The sequence below is a fragment of the Streptomyces sp. NPDC003042 genome, assembly GCF_053591315.1.
In genome coordinates this window covers 1-16,519 of the sequence record NZ_JBSFTP010000108.1, presented here as the reverse complement: position 1 = coordinate 16,519, position 16,519 = coordinate 1, and the positions used below count along the sequence as shown (strand labels likewise).

Here is a 16,519-nt window from a genome sequence, read left to right as displayed (position 1 = left end):
CTGGGGGCCGTCGCCGTACCGCTCCTGTACCTCGTCCTGACCGGCAGGGGCCAGTCCGAGGTGAGCGTGATCGAACGCTCCGCGCGGCCCTTTTCACGCCCCGCCAGCCGCCGGGAGGCCCTGAGGGGCCGGGCTCCCGCGGTAGCCGCCTGCCTACCGGCCGGACTTCCCCGGCCCTCAGGAGCCCTGCGTACGTTCCGGTACCCGGGCCCCTGTCCCGGACGCTCGGTCCCCCGATCCCGCCGGACGGGCTTCGGTACCCGGGCCCCTGTCCCGGACGCTCGGTCCCCCGATCCCGCCGGACGGGCTCCGGTACCCGGGCCCCCCGTCCCGGACGCTCGGCTCTCCGATCCCGCCGGACGGGCTCCGGTACCCGGGCCCCTGTCCCGGACGCTCGGCTCTCCGATCCCGCGGGACGCTCCGGAACTTCGTGGGGCTCTCCGCCGGCCGGAACGCTCCGGCGGCTCGGCGGCCCACCCCGGCCACGGGTGCCCTGCGCTGGTCCCGGACCAGAGTCTCGGCGGGGCCTCCGGCGGCACGCCGAGGGCATCGCAACGCCCTATGGGCCCCTGAGGAACCCGTGGGCCTCCAGGGGCCCCGCGCGCCTGTCGGTGGATCCCTGGCTCCAACGGCACGCCGAGGGCGCCCCAAGGCCCCATGGGCCCGCTGGAGAGGTCTGTGTGGCTCCACGAACCCGGCGACTGCCGGTGGAACCCGGGCTCCGACGGCACGCCGAGGGCATCCCACGCCCATGGGCCCCTGGAGAGACCTGTGGAGCCCCGAGACCCCGGGGCCTCCGGGGGCGCGGTGCGCCCGGGGCCCTGTCGCCGCGACGGTGTCGGGGCTGCCGGCTTCACCCGGGTCCCCCCGGCCCCGGGCAGGGCAGGGGAACCCTTGGACCCCTCCGTCCCCCGCCCGGCTCCACGCGCCGCAGACCCGCTGTGGACTCGGCACAGCCCGGCTCGGGCCCCCGGGCTGGGCCGGGGCCCCCGGCCCAAGGTTCCGCCGCCGGGCTCGCCACAGGCGGCTCCGGCTCCCCGGGCGGGACCGCCGGGCTCGCCACAGGCGGCCTGGACCGGGCCGCTGGGCGCCGGGCCCCGGGGGTTCCTGCCGCGTCGGCGTTTCGGCCCCTGGGGCGGCGCCCCGGGTCGGGCGGCAGTTGCGGCGCCGGGCCTCCCTCGGCGTGGAGCGAGGGCGACGGCGGTGACAAGCCGCACAGGGCAAAACGGACCTACTAGGAACTCTCGTAGATTTTGCTGTCCGCTTTGTCCCCCCATATGGCCAGTCGGGACCGCGTCAACAGGGCGGGGAACCGCCGGTCACCTACGAGCCCCGGTAGTAAAGGGCAGGTTTGGGGAAGCCCGGGGGCACGGGTTACCAAGGATGGGCAAGCCCGGCACCGACGGCCCACGGCCGCAGCGCCGGGTCCTTTCTTGCCCGAACACGTCCTTGTCCCCGGCCCCGGAGGTCTCCGCATGTCCGCGAAGCGCGTCAGCACCCGTCGTACCCGTATCGCCGTCCTCGCCACCGGTCTCGGTGCCGCGCTGGCGCTCGGGGCGGGGACGACCGCCGCGTTCGCCCACGAGGCCCCGAACACCGTCGCCGTACAGGCCAAGGCGCAGGCGCAGGCCGCCGCCGACGCGAAGCCCGCCAAGCCCGCCGCCAAGCCGGCCCTGTGGGACAAGCCGGTCGAGCGCTACACGCTCTCCGCGACCTTCGGCAAGGGCGGCAGCATGTGGGCGAGCAAGCACTCGGGCCAGGACTTCGCCGTCCCGGTCGGCACCCCGGTCGACGCCGTGGCCGCCGGCACCGTCGTCAAGGCCGGCCCCAACGGTGGCGGCGACGGCCCCGCCTACGGCAACGCCGTCGTGATCAAGCACGCGAACAACAAGTACTCCCAGTACGCGCACCTCTCGAAGATCCAGGTCCGGATCGGCCAGAAGGTCTCCGTCGACCAGCAGATCGCGCTGTCCGGCAACACCGGAAACTCCAGCGGCCCGCACCTGCACTTCGAGATCCGCACCACGCCGAACTACGGCTCGGCCATCAACCCGGTGGCCTTCCTGCGCAACGCCGGCGTCACCCTCTAAGACCGCCGGGTTCAGATCAGCCAGGAGTGCGTCGGCTTGATCTTCTTGTCGGGCTTGTCGTTCTTCAGGCCCGTGACCTGCTCCTGCCCCAGCGCCCGGTCGTAGATCCGGATGTGGTCGAGGGGCCCGTCCCACGCGCCGCTCCAGATGCCGTGGTGGCGGGCCCGTCCCAGTTGCAGCGGCCCCGGGCCGGACCAGACGCCGGACACCGGCGCCTGCCCGCCGAGCTTGTCGTCCACCCACAGCGCGATGGTCTTCTTCTCGGCGTCGTACGTCCCCGTCAGCAGGGCCCAGGTCCGCACGGTGTCGACGCTGTCCACGACGACCTGCTGGGCCGTCGCCGCCTGGCCCTTGTCGCCGGTCTGGACGCGGAACACCCAGGCCTTCTTGCCGCCCACGACCTCGAAGCCCAGCTCGAAGGAGTACGAGACCCCGTCGCCCTGGCTCACCGCCATCCGCGAGCCGGTCTCGGCCACGTTGTAGGCGCGCGTGGAGACGCTGAAGCTCTTCGTGACGTCGACGGCCGCCTCCGCGCCCTGCGCGTACGAGTCCGGCGTGCCCTTGAACCTGACCTCGGTCCGCTTGGCCAGCTCGCCGAGCGAGGCGCCGGGGCCCAGCGCGATGCCCATCTTGCCGTTGCGGTCGCGCAGCAGGTTCGGTTCACCCGCCACGGTGGGGGAGTCGTCCTCCGGCGCCTTGGGGTCCGGGGACTCCGCCTGCTCCGACGGGCCGGGCGAGCCCGACGCCGCCGTCGTGGGCTTGTCCTGCGGTTCGCCGGACCCCTTGAGTACGAAGAATCCCGCGCCCGCCGCCACCAGGACGACGGCCAGCGCCCCGATTCCGATGGTCAGCATCCTGCGCTTGCGCCGCTGCGCCTCGGTCCGGTCGGCCAGCGCCTGCCAGTCCGGCTGCGGGGTGGCGCTGAACGTCTCCGGCGCGGGCGGGAACGGCTCGGCGGGCGGGAAGGCGTCCAGCGGCGGGAATACCCCGGGCCCGGGCGGCTGCTGTCCCTGCGGCTGGTAGGGGTTGGGCTGTCCGGATTGCGGATAGCCGTACCCGCTGCCGGGTGTCGGCCCCTGCGGGAATCCGTAGCCGCCACCGCTCCCGGAGCCGGGGTCGGGCTGGGGGCTGTGCGGGCGATCCGTACCGTCAGTCATGCCACGGATGCTAAAACATCGGCGCAGGCGAGCGAACGGCCGATGGTCCCGATACGGTCGCGATCCGCGGGACGACCCCGCCGCGGCACGCCCGTAACCCGCCGGATCACTGCGGAAGCTGGATGATCGGGAAGCTGCCCGTCGCCGTCGGCGCGTGCTCCGGCAGCCACAGTACCGCTACCGCTCCGGCCGCCGCGCCCTCGTTCTCCGCTCCGCCCGGCGCCGCCACGTTGCGGAACGTCAGCCGGGCGCCCAGCACCCGCGCCTGCCCCTCCGCGATGGTCAGCCCCAGCCCGTGTCCGACCCCCGCGCGGTCGGTCGAGCCCGTCCGGAAGCGGCTCGGTCCCTCCCGCAGCAGTGCCTCCGGGAAGCCCGGTCCGTGGTCCCGGACGCGTACGACCCGGCCCTCGATGTCGACCTGGATCGGCGGCTGCCCGTACCGCGCGGCGTTGGCCAGCAGGTTGCCGAGGATCCGCTCGAGCCGGCGCGGGTCGGTGCTGACGATCTCGTCCGCGACGACCCGTATGGACGCCTCGGGCATCAGCGAGGTCACCCGCCGGGTCACGAACTCGCCCAGCGCCACGTCCTGGAGCTCGGCCCGCTCGGACGCGCTGTCCAGCCGCGCCACCTCCAGCACGTCCTCGACCAGTGCCCGCATCGCCTGCGCCCGGTCCCGTACGAGCTCGGTCGGCCGGCCCGGAGGCAGCAGTTCCGCCGCTGTGAGCAGGCCCGTCACCGGGGTCCGCAGCTCGTGCGCGATGTCGGCGGTCACCCGACGCTCGGCCTCCAGCCGCTGCTGGAGGGCGTCCGCCATGGCGTCCACCGCCCGCGCGAGATCGTCGGTCTCGTCGCGTACGACACCGCCCACGGCGTCGCGTACGCGCACCTCGGGATCCCCGTGCGCCACCCGCTGGGCGGCGGCCGCCGCCCAACGCAGCCGGCGCGAGATCTGGCCGCCGATGAGCACGCCGACCGCCGAGCCGCCGATCACGACGGCGAGGGAGCCGACGACCAGGGCCCGGTCGAGGTCGCGCATCATGTTGGCGTTCTCCCGGAACTGGTGGTGCATGGACAGCACCTGCCCGTTCCCCATCGGTACGGCGGCCCACACCTCCTGAAGCCCCTTCGGGCGCTCCTGGATGTACGTCCCGCGCCGCCCGGACCGGGCCTTCTCCCGCAGCTCGGCGGGCAGCTCCGGGTCGTTCAGCTTGGCGCCCATGACGGGCTTGCGCGCGGCCTCGGTGTTGCGGGGGATGGTGGAGAGGTACTGCACCCGCTCCAGCTCCGTCTCGCGCGCGCTCTCCAGCATCGACACGCGGGCAGCACTGTGCACCACCAGGCTCAGCGCGACGGCGGTGAGCGCGCCCACGGCGGCGATGGCGAGGGCGATCTTCCAGCGGATCCCCGTGCGGAGCGTGAAGCGCCTCATGCGGTCCTCATGCGGTCGGGTTCTCACGCCTTGAGCTTGTATCCGAAGCCCCGCACCGTCTCGATGCGGTCCTGCCCGATCTTGGTGCGCAGCCGCTGCACGTGGACGTCCACGACGCGGGTGTCGCCGCCCCAGTCGTAGTCCCAGACCCGCTCCAGCAGCCGGTCGCGCGACAGGACGGTGCCGGGCGCGGAGGAGAATTCCAGCAGCAGCCGCATCTCGGTCGGGGTCAGGGCCACGGGCGCGCCCGCCTTGCGGACCTCCATGCCCTCGGTGTCGACCTCCAGGTCGCCGAAGGACAGCACCCCGCGCTCGCCGGAGTCGTCCGTGTCGCCGCCGCCCGCGCCGTTCGGGCCGCCGGCGTGGCCGAAGCGGCGCAGCACGGCGCGGATCCGGGCGACGAGGACCGAACCGTCGAAGGGCTTGGTGACGTAGTCGTCGGCCCCGGCCTCCAGCCCGAGGACCACGTCGATGGAGTCGGCGCGCGCCGACAGCATGATCACGGGGACGGTGGACTCGTCGCGGATGCGGCGGCACAGGCTCACGCCGTCCATGCCGGGGACCATCACGTCGAGCAGCGCGATGTCGGGCCGGTTCGCCCGGAAGGACTCCAGGCCGGACAGGCCGTCGGGCATGGCGGTGACCACGAACCCGTCGCGCTCCAGCGCCAGGGTCGTGGCCTCGCGGATGACGTCGTCGTCCTCCACAAACAGCACATGGGTATCGGCCATGCCCAGCCTCGCTTCAGTTCTTCGCCGCTTCGGTTCTTCGGTGCTTCAGTTCTTCAGTTCTTCTGACTGACGGCCGGGGCGGGTGGGCCCCCGTCCTCGACCACGTTGCTGTACTCCGAGTACACCCGGTCCTGCTCGGCGAACTTCTCCCCGTTCCAGCGGTACGTGATCACGTCCTCGCCGGACGGATAGGCGAGCGGGTCGCTCTTTCTGTAGACCTGCTTGACGACCACCAGGTCGCCCCGGTCGATCTCCGCGTAGACGGGTGGCTGTTCGTCCGAGAACACATTCTCGTACGTGCTGCCGGCAGCCCGGTACACGTACGAGCCGCGCCCGACGGCGTCGGCACAGGACAGCACGTTGACGACGATGTCGACGACGGAACTCCCGGTGACCCTCCCGTAGGTGACGTCGACCGGGTACTGCTTGCCCGTGCAGGGCTTGAGGTCCCGCTTGATCTCGGCGCTCACCCGGGGGTCCGCCTTCAGGAGGGCCACCGGGTCGACCTTCTTGAACGGGCTCGCGGAGGTGGTGGCCGGAGAGTGGCCCGAGGGCGAGCCCGAGGGCGCCGGAGCGGTCGGTTCGCCGCCGCCGCCCGTCGGCTGGCCGGTCCTGGCCACCGTGTCGGTGCGGGCGGGACCGCCGTCGCGCAGGCCGGTGCCGCCGGTGGAGCAGCCGACCGCGAACAGCACTGTGCCGACGAGGACGACCGTCCCCGCCGACATCAGAACCAGCGACCCTCTGCCGCTCAGGTCCAGGCCTCTTCCCAGGACGGGGCCTTTTCTCGGAGCAGGACCTTGTCCCGGGGCAGGACCTTGTCTCAGATCTGGGCCGTTCAGGCCGCGCACCGCTCCCGCCCCTCGTAACGGCTGGTGTGGTCACCGCGTTCGAGCGCGCGCATGTCCAGGTCCCGGCTCTCCAGCTCCTGGCGGAGCCGGGCCAGGGCGCGGTGCAGGGTGCTCTTCACGGTTCCCGCCGACATACCGAGCGCCGCGGCCGTCTCCTCGGTGCTCATCTGCTCCCAGTGTCGCAGCACGACCACGCTGCGCTGCTTGGGCGCGAGCACCTTGAGGATGTCCATCAGCAGGGCGCGGTCGGCGCGTTGGTCGGAGCCGTCCTCGACGGAGGCGTCCGGGAGCTGCTCGGTGGGGACCTCGTCGAGCTTGCGGGCACGCCACCACTCGGTCCGCGTGTTGATCATGACGCGGCGCAGGTAGGCGTCGGCCAGGGACTTGTCGGCGATGCCGTCCCAGCGGCCGTAGGTGCGCACGAGGGCGGTCTGGAGGAGGTCCTGGGCGTCTGTGGGGTCCGGGACCAGGCGCCGGGCACTGCGCAGCAGTGCGTCCTGCCGAGTGCGTACGTACTCCTCGAAGCCGAGTACCTCGCCGTGCGCCATCTCAGACCGCCTCCCCTGTCGACCAACCGCTCATCCGCTGCCTTACGCACTCGAAGGTACGGAGGGGTTGTCACGGCACTGTGCGGGTCAGCCTTCGGTGGACGCACGGACAGCCGTAGGTTGTGTAACAGTGCCGTGAGCTGGGGTTTCGCGGCTCGAAGCGGAATCTTCGAGTCAGCTTCGAGCCGCGCGCCCGTCGGGCCGGGGTGAGCTCAGGCCGAGCCGTGCGCAGGACTGTGCGGCACGCTCTGCGGCAGCCGGTACATGCCCTGCGCGAGCGGCTCCACCAGCCCGTCGGAGACCAGCCCGTCCAGCGCCCTCGCCCGCTGTACCGGCTCGTCCCAGACGGTGTCGAGCACCGACTGCGGAACCGCCCCCGCCGCATCGCGCAGCACGGCGAGCAGCTTCCCGCGCACCTGCCGGTCGGTCCCCGCGTACGTCTGACCGCGTCGCGGCGGCCCCTCGTGCGCCGGTTTCCCGGCGAGCCGCCACGCGCACAGCCCCGCCACCGGACAGCGGACGCAGTCCGGGCTCTTGGCGGTGCACACCAGGGCGCCGAGCTCCATGGAGGCCGCCGCCCAGCGGGCCGCGGTCTCCTCGTCGGCGGGCAGCAGCTCCCGCGCCAGGCGCCGCTCGGCGGCGGTGGTGGCGTTCGGCGGGTACTCGACGCCGCTCGCGGTACGGGCGAAGACCCGGCGGACGTTGGTGTCCAGCACCGCGTGCCGCTGCCCGTACGCGAAGGAGGCCACCGCGGCGGCCGTGTACTCGCCGATCCCGGGCAGCGCGAGCAGCTGCGCGTGCTCCCGCGGTACGTCGCCCCCGTGCCGCTCCGTTATCGCGACGGCCGCGCCGTGCAGGCGTAGCGCCCGGCGGGGGTAGCCGAGCCGCCCCCAGGCGCGTACGGCCTCGCCGGGCGCCTCGGCGGCCAGGTCGGCGGGCCGGGGCCACCGGGCGAGCCACTGCTCGTAGACCGGAAGGACCCGGCTGACGGGGGTCTGCTGGAGCATGAACTCGCTGACCATGACGCCCCAGGGGCCGGCCTCGGGGCGGCGCCAGGGCAGGTCGCGGGCGTGCTCGTCGAACCACGCGATGACGGGGGAGTGCAGCGCGTGCGAGGCGTCGGGGGAAGGGGTGGCGGATGCGGTGGTGGATGCAGTCATGGCAAACGGCATCCTGGCACGTTTCGTCCCTACCGCGCCGGGCCCGGACCGGTGAACCAGACGGCGGCGCGGATCCCGCTGGCCTGTACGGCGGCGGTGATCCTACTGATCACACCGGTGAAGGCGAGCACGACGAGGGCGGCCAGCGAAGCGCCGAGCAGCAGGCCCATCCCCACGTCGTGCGGATAGTGCACCCCCACGAAGACCCGGGAGTAGGCCATCAGCAGCGCGAGCGGCAGCGTCAGCAGTGCGAGGCGGCGTACGGCCAGGGCCAGCGCGACGGCGGCGCCGCCGGCGATGGCGGCGTGGTTGCTGGGGAAGGACCAGTCCCCGTACGCGGGGCAGGAGATGAGGGAGGCGGCCGCCCCGGCCACGGCCCGGCAGGGTCTCTCCTCGTCGACGGTGGACTTCACCAACTCGGAGGCGACGTAGGTGAGGGCGGTGGCCAGCGGCGCGAGGACGGCGAGCGCCATCACCCGGGGGCTGCCCTGCCCGCGCGCACGCCACCAGACGGCTATGAAGAGCAGACCGAAGAGCAGTAGCCCGTATTCGGTCCAGACCTCGAAGGCCGACCGCACCCAAGGGGGCGTGCCGTGGGCGAAGTCGGTTATGTCGCGGTAGAGGTCTGAGCTGTCCATGGTCACTGACGGTACTCAACGCCTGCTGAGGCCGCATCCGGCCCCCTGGCCGGTTCGCGGCGCTCCGATGTGGTCCCGCGGGATGATCATCGGCAAAACCTGCGGGATGCGCGGCATGGGGGGCGCTGATCGCGGCGCGAGTTCTCGTAAGGTTCGGTGCGTGGGATCTCTGCGCAATCCGGTCGGGCCGCTCCCCTCCTCCATCTACTGGCGACGGAGGGCTGTGCTGGCGTCCGTTGTCGCGCTCCTCGCGCTCCTCGTCGTATGGACCGTCAGTTCCGGTGGCGGCAAGTCGACTACGAACGGCAAGGGCGGCGGCGACGGCTCCGGGCCCGCCGGCACCATCACCCCGGGCCCCTCCGGTTCCGGCCCGGCGATCAGTCAGGCGCCGGGCGGGCGTACGGAGTCGGGCACGAGTTCCGGCTCCGGCCCGGGTGGCGGCGGTACGGACGGCGCGGGCAAGAACGGTGATCCCGGCGCCGGCACGGGCGGCAACTCCGGCTCCGCGGGCTCCTCCTCGGGAACGGGCGGCGGCGGTGGCCCGGCGCAGGTCCCGGCCGACTCGCCACTCCCGACGTGCTCCCCGAGCGCGCTCCAGTGGGAGGTCAAGAGCGTGAAGAACGAGTACGAGACGAACGAGAGGCCCCGCCTCGAGCTGGCCGTCCGCAACGTCTCGGGCAGCACCTGCAAGGTCGGACTGGGGCCGAAGCAGGCCGTCCTGACCATCCTCCAGGCAACCGGCGCCAAGGCCGTCTGGTCCTCCGGCGACTGCCCGACGGGCGATCCGAACGCCTTCTTCCGGCTGCCCGCGCAGGGCGAGACGAAGCAATCCATGGAATGGGACCGCAAGTTCAGCGCCCCGGGCCAGTGCCAGACGCCTCCGGCGGGCACCGCGACCCCGGACACGTACGTGGTGGAGGTCAAGTCCCCGGGCATGCCGGTGGCCCAGACGTCGTTCGTCCTGAAGCAGGACTGACGCCGCCGGGCGGGATCGGCCGAACGGGTTCCGGCCTTCTCGGCACTTTCAGCCCCGCCACGGGGCCCCTCCGAGGGGGCTCCCCCGGACGGAGTCCGGGGGAGGTAGCTGGGGGAGATTGAGGCGCGGGGGCCCGGGGTCGGAGTCCCCGCAACGGCGCGCAACCGGTAACCAGCCGGCCAGGTTAGACGTAGCGCTCCAGGATCGAGGACTCCGCCAGCCGGGACAGCCCCTCGCGGACGCTGCGCGCACGGGCCTCGCCCACGCCGTCCACCGTCTGGAGGTCGTCCACGCTGGCGGCGAGCAGCTTCTGCAGTCCGCCGAAGTGCTCCACCAGCCGCTCGATGATCGCCCCCGGCAGCCTCGGCACCTTCGCCAGCAGCCGGTACCCGCGGGGCGAAACGGCCGAGTCCAGGGTCTCCGGAGACCCCGTGTACCCCAGCGCCTTCGCCACGATCGCCAGTTCCAGCAGTTCCGGATGCGTGAGCGCGTCCAGCGCCGGCAGCGCCTCCTCGACCGTGCGGGAACGCTTCGCCGTCGGCTCCGGCACGTAGTCGCGGATCACCAGCTCCCGCTCCTGCTCGATGCCGACCGTCAGCTCGTCCAGCTGGAGCGACAGCAGTCGCCCGTCCGTACCCAGCTCGATCACGTATTCGGCGATCTCGGTCGCGATCCGGCGGACCATTTCCAGCCGCTGCGCGACCGCCGTCACATCGCGGACGGTGACCAGGTCCTCGATCTCCAGCGCGGACAGCGTCCCCGCCACCTCGTCCAGGCGGAGCTTGTACCGCTCCAGCGTGGCCAGGGCCTGGTTCGCCCGCGACAGGATCGCCCCGGACTCCTCCAGGACGCGGCGCTCGCCGTCCACGTAGAGCGCGATCAGCCGCATCGACTGCGACACCGACACGACCGGGAAGCCGCACTGCTTGGACACGCGGTCGGCGGTCCGGTGCCGGGTGCCGGTCTCCTCCGTGGGGATCGACGCGTCCGGCACCAATTGGACACCGGCCCGCAGGATCTTGGTGATGTCCTTGTCGAGGATGAGCGCGCCGTCGAGCTTGCACAGCTCGCGCAGCCGGGTCGCCGTGAACTCCACGTCGAGGACGAAACCGCCGGTGCACATCGACTCGACGGTCTTGTCCATGCCGAGGACCAGGAGACCGCCCGTGTTGCCGCGGACGATCCGCTCCAGGCCGTCACGCAAGGGCTGACCAGGTGCGACCGCGCTCAGCGAGGCGCGCATCATGGCTTCCTGCTTGGAGCTCGCGCCCGACTTCGCGGATGCTGCTGCCCCGTCCTTGGCTGCCACTGCACTCCTCCGGTCGCGGGTTGCGCCGCCCACCGACGCGGGCACGGGGCGTGCGTACGGCCGGGCGGACCAGCCCAAAGTCTACCGGCGCGGGCCGCGCGCCCGCCGAGCCTTGGCGCGCATCGCCGCCGCGGGGGCCCGTACGGGTGCCCTGACCTGCCCGGGACCGGGCGGATTCCGCTCGGCGCGGGGCCTCGGCTACTCCCCGGCCCGTTCCTTGGCCGGCGTACGCGACCGCCCGCGCGGCAGTACCCGTAGCGCGTCGCCCATGTCCGCGACCTCGATCACCTTCATGCCCGCCGGGACCTTGCCCGGATCGCCCGGCACCAGCGCGTGCGTGAAGCCCAGCCGGTGCGCCTCCGCGAGCCGCCGCTGTACGCCGGTCACGCGCCGCACCTCGCCGGCGAGGCCGACCTCCCCGATCGCGACGAGGTTCTTCGGCAGCGGGACGTCGCTCGCGGCCGAGGCCAGCGCGAGGGCGATCGCCAGGTCGGCGGCCGGCTCGGTGAGCTTCACGCCGCCGACGGTGGCGCTGTAGATGTCCCGCTTGCCGAGCGCGGTGATCCGGCCGCGCTGCTCCAGCACCGCCAGCATCATCGAGACGCGCGAGGTCTCCAGACCGGAGGTGGTGCGGCGGGGGGAGGGGATCTGCGAGTCGACGGTGAGCGCCTGCACCTCGGCGACCAGCGGGCGCTTGCCCTCCAGGGTCACGGTCAGGCAGGTGCCGGGCACGGCCTCGGCGCGCCGGGTGAGGAAGAGGCCGCTGGGGTCGGCGAGCCCGGTGATGCCCTCGTCGTGCAGCTCGAAGCAGCCGACCTCGTCGGTGGCTCCGTAGCGGTTCTTCACACCGCGCACGAGGCGCAGCCGCGCGTGCCGGTCGCCCTCGAAGCTCAGCACCACGTCCACCAGGTGCTCCAGGAGGCGCGGGCCTGCGATCGCGCCGTCCTTGGTGACGTGGCCGACGAGGATCGTGGACATGCCGCGTTCCTTGGAGGCCCGGATCAGCGCCCCGGCCACCTCCCGCACCTGGGCCATGCCGCCGGGCGCGCCGTCGATCTCGGGGGAGGCGATGGTCTGTACGGAGTCCAGGACCAGCAGCGACGGCTTCACGGCGTCGAGGTGGCCCAGTACGGCGGACAGGTCGGTCTCGGCGGCGAGGTAGAGGTGGTCGTGGAGGGCGTTGATGCGGTCGGCCCGCAGCCGCACCTGGCTCGCCGACTCCTCGCCGGTGACGTAGAGGGTGCGGTGATCGGCACTGGCCGCCTTCGCCGCGACGTCGAGCAGCAGCGTCGACTTGCCGACGCCCGGCTCGCCGGCGAGCAGCACGACGGCGCCGGGGACCAGCCCGCCGCCGAGCACGCGGTCCAGCTCGTCCACGCCGGTGCTGCGCGCGGTCGCCGTCCGGCCGTCGACCTGGCCGATCGGCAGCGCGGCGGTCGACACCCGCCCGGCCGCGGTGGTCCGTACGGCGGGCGTGCCCATCTCCTCGACGGTCCCCCACGCCTGGCACTCGGGGCACCGACCGAGCCATTTCGCGGTGCTCCATCCGCACTCGGTACAGCGGTAGGACGGCCGGTCCTTGGCGGATGAACGTGATGTACGGGCAGCCATGCGCCCCACCGTAGCCGCGACCACTGACAGGGGCGGCCGGGCCGGGCGTCAGGGGCGCTGTCAGCACAGTGGCGATCTGTTCACCCGTAAGGGCTAAAACCACTGAAGGCTTCCGGAGCGTCACCGGCGTGCCGCCTACGGTCGCGAGGTGAACAGCAGCAACCAGCGACACCCCGCATCGCGCACCGGCGCACACCGGGCGCACAGGCGCACGCCCGCAGCGGGTTCTCCGGAGGGCGCGCCCGAGCAGCCGGCCGGACGGTCGGCGGGGGAATCGGCGGGATCGGCGGGATCGGCGGGGCGGTCCGCAGGACAGCGGTCCGAGCCACCGCCCGAGCCGCCCCCCTTCCGGCACGAGCCCTACCTCGACGGCCTGTTCACGTACTGCCTGTCGGTCCTGTGCGACCACGACACCGCCACCGACGTGCTCGGCGACGTTCTCGCCGTCGCCGAGCGGCACCCCGGCCGCTGCCCTGACGAAGGGGACCGGCGCGCCTGGCTGTACGCGCTCGCCCGCTGGGGCTGCCTGCGCATGCTGGCCGAGCAGCGGCGCGCACGCCAGGGGGCGCATTCCGCCCGGCGTGCGCCGGAGCACATGGAAGCGCCGGGTGCGCCCGGGGCGCACCGCGGTCTTGACGTGAACGCCTACCGCCGCACCGAGCTGGCCCGCCTCGCTTGGCCCGAGGCCGCCGGAACCACCCCCGAGCAGCGCGAGGCCCTCGAACTCGCCGTCCGCCACCGCCTCGGCGTCCCCGAACTCGCCGCCGTCCTCGGCACACCCCCCGCCGCCGCGCGCGAGCTGCTGTCCGGAGCGGCCTGCGAGGTGGAACGCACCCGCGCCGCGCTCGCCGTCATCGAGACCGGGAACTGTCCGGCCGTCTCCCGGCTCAGCGGCGACGACGGCGAAGGCGGCGACGGCAACGTGTTGCTGTCCAGCACCCTGCGCGCCGAACTCGTACGCCACGTGGACGACTGCCCCCGGTGCCGCCGCGCCGCCGAACGCGTCGGCGCCGGGGCGCCCTGGCCCGGCACCGGCGGCATCGACGCCGCCCTCCCCCTCGTCCCGGCCCCCCGCACCGCCGTCCACGCGGCCATGCTGCGCTCCGGCCGGCGCCGTGGCGGGCGCCCCGGCCCGCGCTTCGACCGCACCGGCTTCCCCATGGACCCCAGGGACCGCGCGGCCCGCCGCGACCGGCTCCGGGCCCGGGCCGTGACCACCACCGTCGTCGCCACCGTCGTCGCCGCGCCCGTGATCGCGCTCTGGGCGGCGTACCGGGGGGCGCCCAGCACTGGCGAGCCCGTAGGGGGCGAAGGCACCCGGATCTCCGCCAGCGAGTCCGAGATCCCCCCGCCGCAGGCGGGCGGCCGTCCCCTCGCCCCCTACGAGAACACCGGCAACACCGCCCGCACCACCGGCCAGCCCGGATTCGCCCACGGCATCGCCGAACCGGACGTCTCCGTGGAAGTCATCAGCACCGGCCCGCCGGCCACCCCGGAGCCCGGCGGGCCCGGCGCTCCCGGGCGGCTCACCGTGACCGCGACGACCCGCGGCTCCCTCACGCTGCTCACCCTCAGCGCCGCGGGCGGCAAGCCGGTCGACTGGCGGCTCTGGTCGGACGCGCCGTGGCTGCGGGCGAGCCAGACCGCGGGCACGCTGGCCCCCGGAGAATCGGTCACCCTACGGATCACCATGGACGCCGAAGCCCAGCCCGTCGGCGCCTGGACCGGCCGGGTCGGGGTGGATCCCGCCGGGGCGGTGGTCGTCCTCCACGGCCGCGGCCGCCCGGCGCCGGACCCGGACCCCGAGCCGGACCCGGATCCGACGAGGCCGGAGCCGACGCCGACTCCCGCGACTCCCACTCCGACCGAGCCGCCGCCCACGCCTACGCCTACGCCGACTCCGACGCCCGGGACGACGGACCCCGCTACGCCGACTCCGGACCCGACACCGTCGTCAGGAGGTACGGACGCGCCCGCCCCGGCCCCGGCTCCCGCGCCGTAGTGGCCGTGGTGGCCGTAGTCGTAGCCGTCAGGAGGGGTCCGCCGGGTGCGGAGCCATCGGCAGCAGCGAGGCCAGTCGCGCCTCGCACAGCTCCACGAGCGCCTCGTAGGCCTCCTTGCCCATCAGCTCCGTCAGCTCCGCCCGGTACGTCACGTACACCGGATCGCCGGCACCGTGCGCGGAGGTGGCCGACGTGCACCACCAGTGCAGGTCGTGGCCGCCCGCTCCCCAGCCGCGCCGGTCGTACTCGCCGATCGACACCTGGAGCACGCGGGTGTCGTCCGGCCGGTCGATCCAGTCGTAGGTCCGGCGTACGGGCAGCTGCCAACACACGTCGGGCTTGGTCTCCAGCGGCTCCCGGCCCTCCCGCAGCGCCAGGATGTGCAGCGAGCACCCGGCGCCGGCGGCGAAGCCGGGCCGGTTCTGGAAGATGCAGGAGCCCTCCCAGCGGCGGGTCTGCTTCTCCCCGTCGTCGTCGAGCTGCGTCCAGCCGCTCTCGCTGCCGACGTCGTGGAACTGCCACAGCTCGGGCGTCAGCCGGGCCACGTGCCCGGCGACGCGCTTCTCGTCGTCCTCGTCGGAGAAGTGCGCGCCCAGGGTGCAGCAGCCGTCGTCCGCCCGGCCCGCCTGGATGCCCTGGCAGCCGCTGCCGAAGATGCAGGTCCAGCGCGAGGTCAGCCAGGTCAGGTCGCAGCGGAAGATCTGTTCGTCGTCTGCGGGATCGGGGAACTCCACCCAGGCGCGGGGGAAGTCGAGCCCCTTCTCGTCGGGCTCGACCGCGGCCTTGGCTTTTTTGGTCCCGGACTTGTTGGCCTTCTTTGTATGTGCCACAAATCCCAGCTTAAGCGCCCCTTACGTCACCCTCACGCGTTCGGCCCAGTAGCGTTTCGCGTATGAGACTCGGTGTCCTTGATGTGGGTTCGAACACGATCCATCTACTGGTGGTGGACGCGCACCCCGGCGCGCGCCCGCTGCCCGCCCATTCGAACAAGGTCGAACTGCGGTTGGCCGAGCTGATGGACGAGCGCGACGCGGTCACCCCCGAGGGCATCGAGCGGCTGGTTTCGGTGATCGGCGACGCGGTGCAGGCAGCCGAGGACAAGGGCTGCGAGGACCTGCTGCCCTTCGCGACCAGCGCCGTACGGGAGGCCTCGAACGCCGACGAGGTCCTCGCCCGCGTCAAGGCCGAGACCGGCATCGAGCTCCCGGTGCTCAGCGGTGACGACGAGGCCCGGCTGACGTTCCTGGCGGCCCGGCGGTGGTTCGGCTGGTCGGCCGGCAAACTGCTGGTCATCGACATCGGCGGCGGCTCCCTGGAGATCGCGTACGGCATCGACGAGGACCCGGACAAGGCCGTGTCCCTGCCGCTGGGCGCGGGCCGCCTCACCTCGGCCTGGCTCCCGGCCGACCCGCCGGACCCGGCGGACGTGAAGGCGCTACGGCGACACGTACGGGCCCGGATCGCGCGTACGGTCGGCGAATTCAGCCGCTTCGGCCGGCCGGACCACGTGGTGGCGACGTCGAAGACGTTCAAGCAGCTGGCCCGCATCGCGGGCGCGGCCCGCTCGGCGGACGGCCTCTACATACAGCGCGACCTGACCCGCAAGTCCCTGGAGGAATGGGTCCCCCGCCTGACGGCGATGACCACGGCGGAACGCACGGCCCTCCCGGGCGTCTCGGAGGGCCGCGCCGCCCAGCTGCTGGCGGGCGCCCTGGTCGCGGAGGCCGCGATGGACCTCTTCGGCGTGGACGACCTCGAAATCTGCCCGTGGGCGCTGCGCGAGGGCGTGATCCTGAGGCGCCTGGACCACCTGCCGACGGTTCCGTCGTAGGGGGGCGGGGTCTTTACCCCAGCGGGTTGCCCTGTGAAACGGGGGCTTCGGGGTCGGGGGCCCGTTATCCGGGATCAGGGACGGTTTGGGGGTTTCCCGTCAGTCTCATCGTCTCTCCGTGTCGGGCCGGCCCCTCAAGGGCGCTCCTCCTTCGTCGTCGCGTCGCTTCGCGATGGCCTTCGGCCACC

General features: G+C 73.3%; 14 protein-coding genes. 4 read left to right on the top strand and 10 right to left on the bottom strand.

All coding sequences use genetic code 11. The features are described from left to right. Nucleotides 1-1,475: 1,475 nt before the first annotated feature. On the top strand, nt 1,476-2,090 hold the full coding sequence (locus ACWDYJ_RS33315) for a M23 family metallopeptidase (protein WP_451569343.1): 615 nt from the start codon (nt 1,476-1,478) through the stop codon (nt 2,088-2,090). Nucleotides 2,091-2,101: 11 nt separating this feature from the next. On the opposite strand, the gene ACWDYJ_RS33310 is transcribed toward ACWDYJ_RS33315, so the two are convergent. The 7 genes from ACWDYJ_RS33310 to ACWDYJ_RS33280 all read right to left on the bottom strand — a co-directional run bounded on the left by ACWDYJ_RS33310 (nt 2,102) and on the right by ACWDYJ_RS33280 (nt 8,601). Continuing rightward, nucleotides 2,102-3,247, bottom strand: a complete 1,146-nt coding sequence (locus ACWDYJ_RS33310; RefSeq protein WP_451569342.1) for a LamG-like jellyroll fold domain-containing protein — start codon at nt 3,245-3,247, stop codon at nt 2,102-2,104. Nucleotides 3,248-3,353: 106 nt separating this feature from the next. Further along, nucleotides 3,354-4,676 (bottom strand): two-component system sensor histidine kinase CseC, encoded by a 1,323-nt coding sequence (gene cseC / locus ACWDYJ_RS33305; RefSeq protein WP_451569341.1) that lies wholly within the window; start codon nt 4,674-4,676, stop codon nt 3,354-3,356. A gap of 23 nt (nt 4,677-4,699) precedes the next feature. Then, nucleotides 4,700-5,407, bottom strand: a complete 708-nt coding sequence (gene cseB, locus ACWDYJ_RS33300; RefSeq protein WP_451569340.1) for a two-component system response regulator CseB — start codon at nt 5,405-5,407, stop codon at nt 4,700-4,702. A 53-nt stretch (nt 5,408-5,460) separates the two neighbouring features. Further along, nucleotides 5,461-6,132: a hypothetical protein gene (locus ACWDYJ_RS33295; protein ID WP_451569339.1), complete on the bottom strand. Its 672-nt coding sequence runs from the start codon at nt 6,130-6,132 to the stop codon at nt 5,461-5,463. Nucleotides 6,133-6,242: 110 nt separating this feature from the next. Next, on the bottom strand, nt 6,243-6,803 hold the full coding sequence (locus tag ACWDYJ_RS33290; protein WP_451569338.1) for a SigE family RNA polymerase sigma factor: 561 nt from the start codon (nt 6,801-6,803) through the stop codon (nt 6,243-6,245). A 212-nt stretch (nt 6,804-7,015) separates the two neighbouring features. Then, nucleotides 7,016-7,963, bottom strand: a complete 948-nt coding sequence (locus ACWDYJ_RS33285) for an A/G-specific adenine glycosylase (RefSeq protein ID WP_451569337.1) — start codon at nt 7,961-7,963, stop codon at nt 7,016-7,018. A gap of 29 nt (nt 7,964-7,992) precedes the next feature. Then, nucleotides 7,993-8,601 carry a phosphatase PAP2 family protein gene (locus ACWDYJ_RS33280; RefSeq protein WP_451569336.1) on the bottom strand — a complete coding sequence of 203 codons (609 nt, stop codon included), beginning with the start codon at nt 8,599-8,601 and terminating at the stop codon, nt 7,993-7,995. Nucleotides 8,602-8,761: 160 nt separating this feature from the next. Between ACWDYJ_RS33280 and ACWDYJ_RS33275 the strand changes: the two genes are divergently transcribed. Continuing rightward, entirely contained in the window at nt 8,762-9,577 is an 816-nt protein-coding gene (locus ACWDYJ_RS33275) for a hypothetical protein (protein ID WP_451569335.1), read from the top strand. Nucleotides 9,578-9,761: 184 nt separating this feature from the next. Here ACWDYJ_RS33275 and disA read toward each other — a convergent pair whose 3' ends face one another. Together disA and radA are read right to left on the bottom strand one after the other, a co-directional pair. Then, nucleotides 9,762-10,886 carry a DNA integrity scanning diadenylate cyclase DisA gene (disA, locus tag ACWDYJ_RS33270; protein ID WP_451569334.1) on the bottom strand — a complete coding sequence of 375 codons (1,125 nt, stop codon included), beginning with the start codon at nt 10,884-10,886 and terminating at the stop codon, nt 9,762-9,764. A gap of 198 nt (nt 10,887-11,084) precedes the next feature. Beyond that, a complete protein-coding gene (gene radA / locus ACWDYJ_RS33265; protein ID WP_451569333.1) occupies nt 11,085-12,497 on the bottom strand; it encodes a DNA repair protein RadA in 1,413 nt (470 codons plus the stop codon). Nucleotides 12,498-12,645: 148 nt separating this feature from the next. On the opposite strand from radA, the gene ACWDYJ_RS33260 reads away from it, so the two are divergent. After that, nucleotides 12,646-14,499, top strand: a complete 1,854-nt coding sequence (locus tag ACWDYJ_RS33260; protein WP_451569332.1) for an RNA polymerase sigma factor — start codon at nt 12,646-12,648, stop codon at nt 14,497-14,499. Nucleotides 14,500-14,526: 27 nt separating this feature from the next. On the opposite strand, the gene ACWDYJ_RS33255 is transcribed toward ACWDYJ_RS33260, so the two are convergent. Then, nucleotides 14,527-15,330, bottom strand: coding sequence for a hypothetical protein (locus ACWDYJ_RS33255; RefSeq protein ID WP_451569331.1), 804 nt, complete (start codon nt 15,328-15,330; stop codon nt 14,527-14,529). A gap of 62 nt (nt 15,331-15,392) precedes the next feature. Between ACWDYJ_RS33255 and ACWDYJ_RS33250 the strand changes: the two genes are divergently transcribed. Beyond that, nucleotides 15,393-16,331, top strand: a complete 939-nt coding sequence (locus tag ACWDYJ_RS33250; RefSeq protein WP_451569330.1) for a Ppx/GppA phosphatase family protein — start codon at nt 15,393-15,395, stop codon at nt 16,329-16,331. Nucleotides 16,332-16,519: the final 188 nt, after the last annotated feature.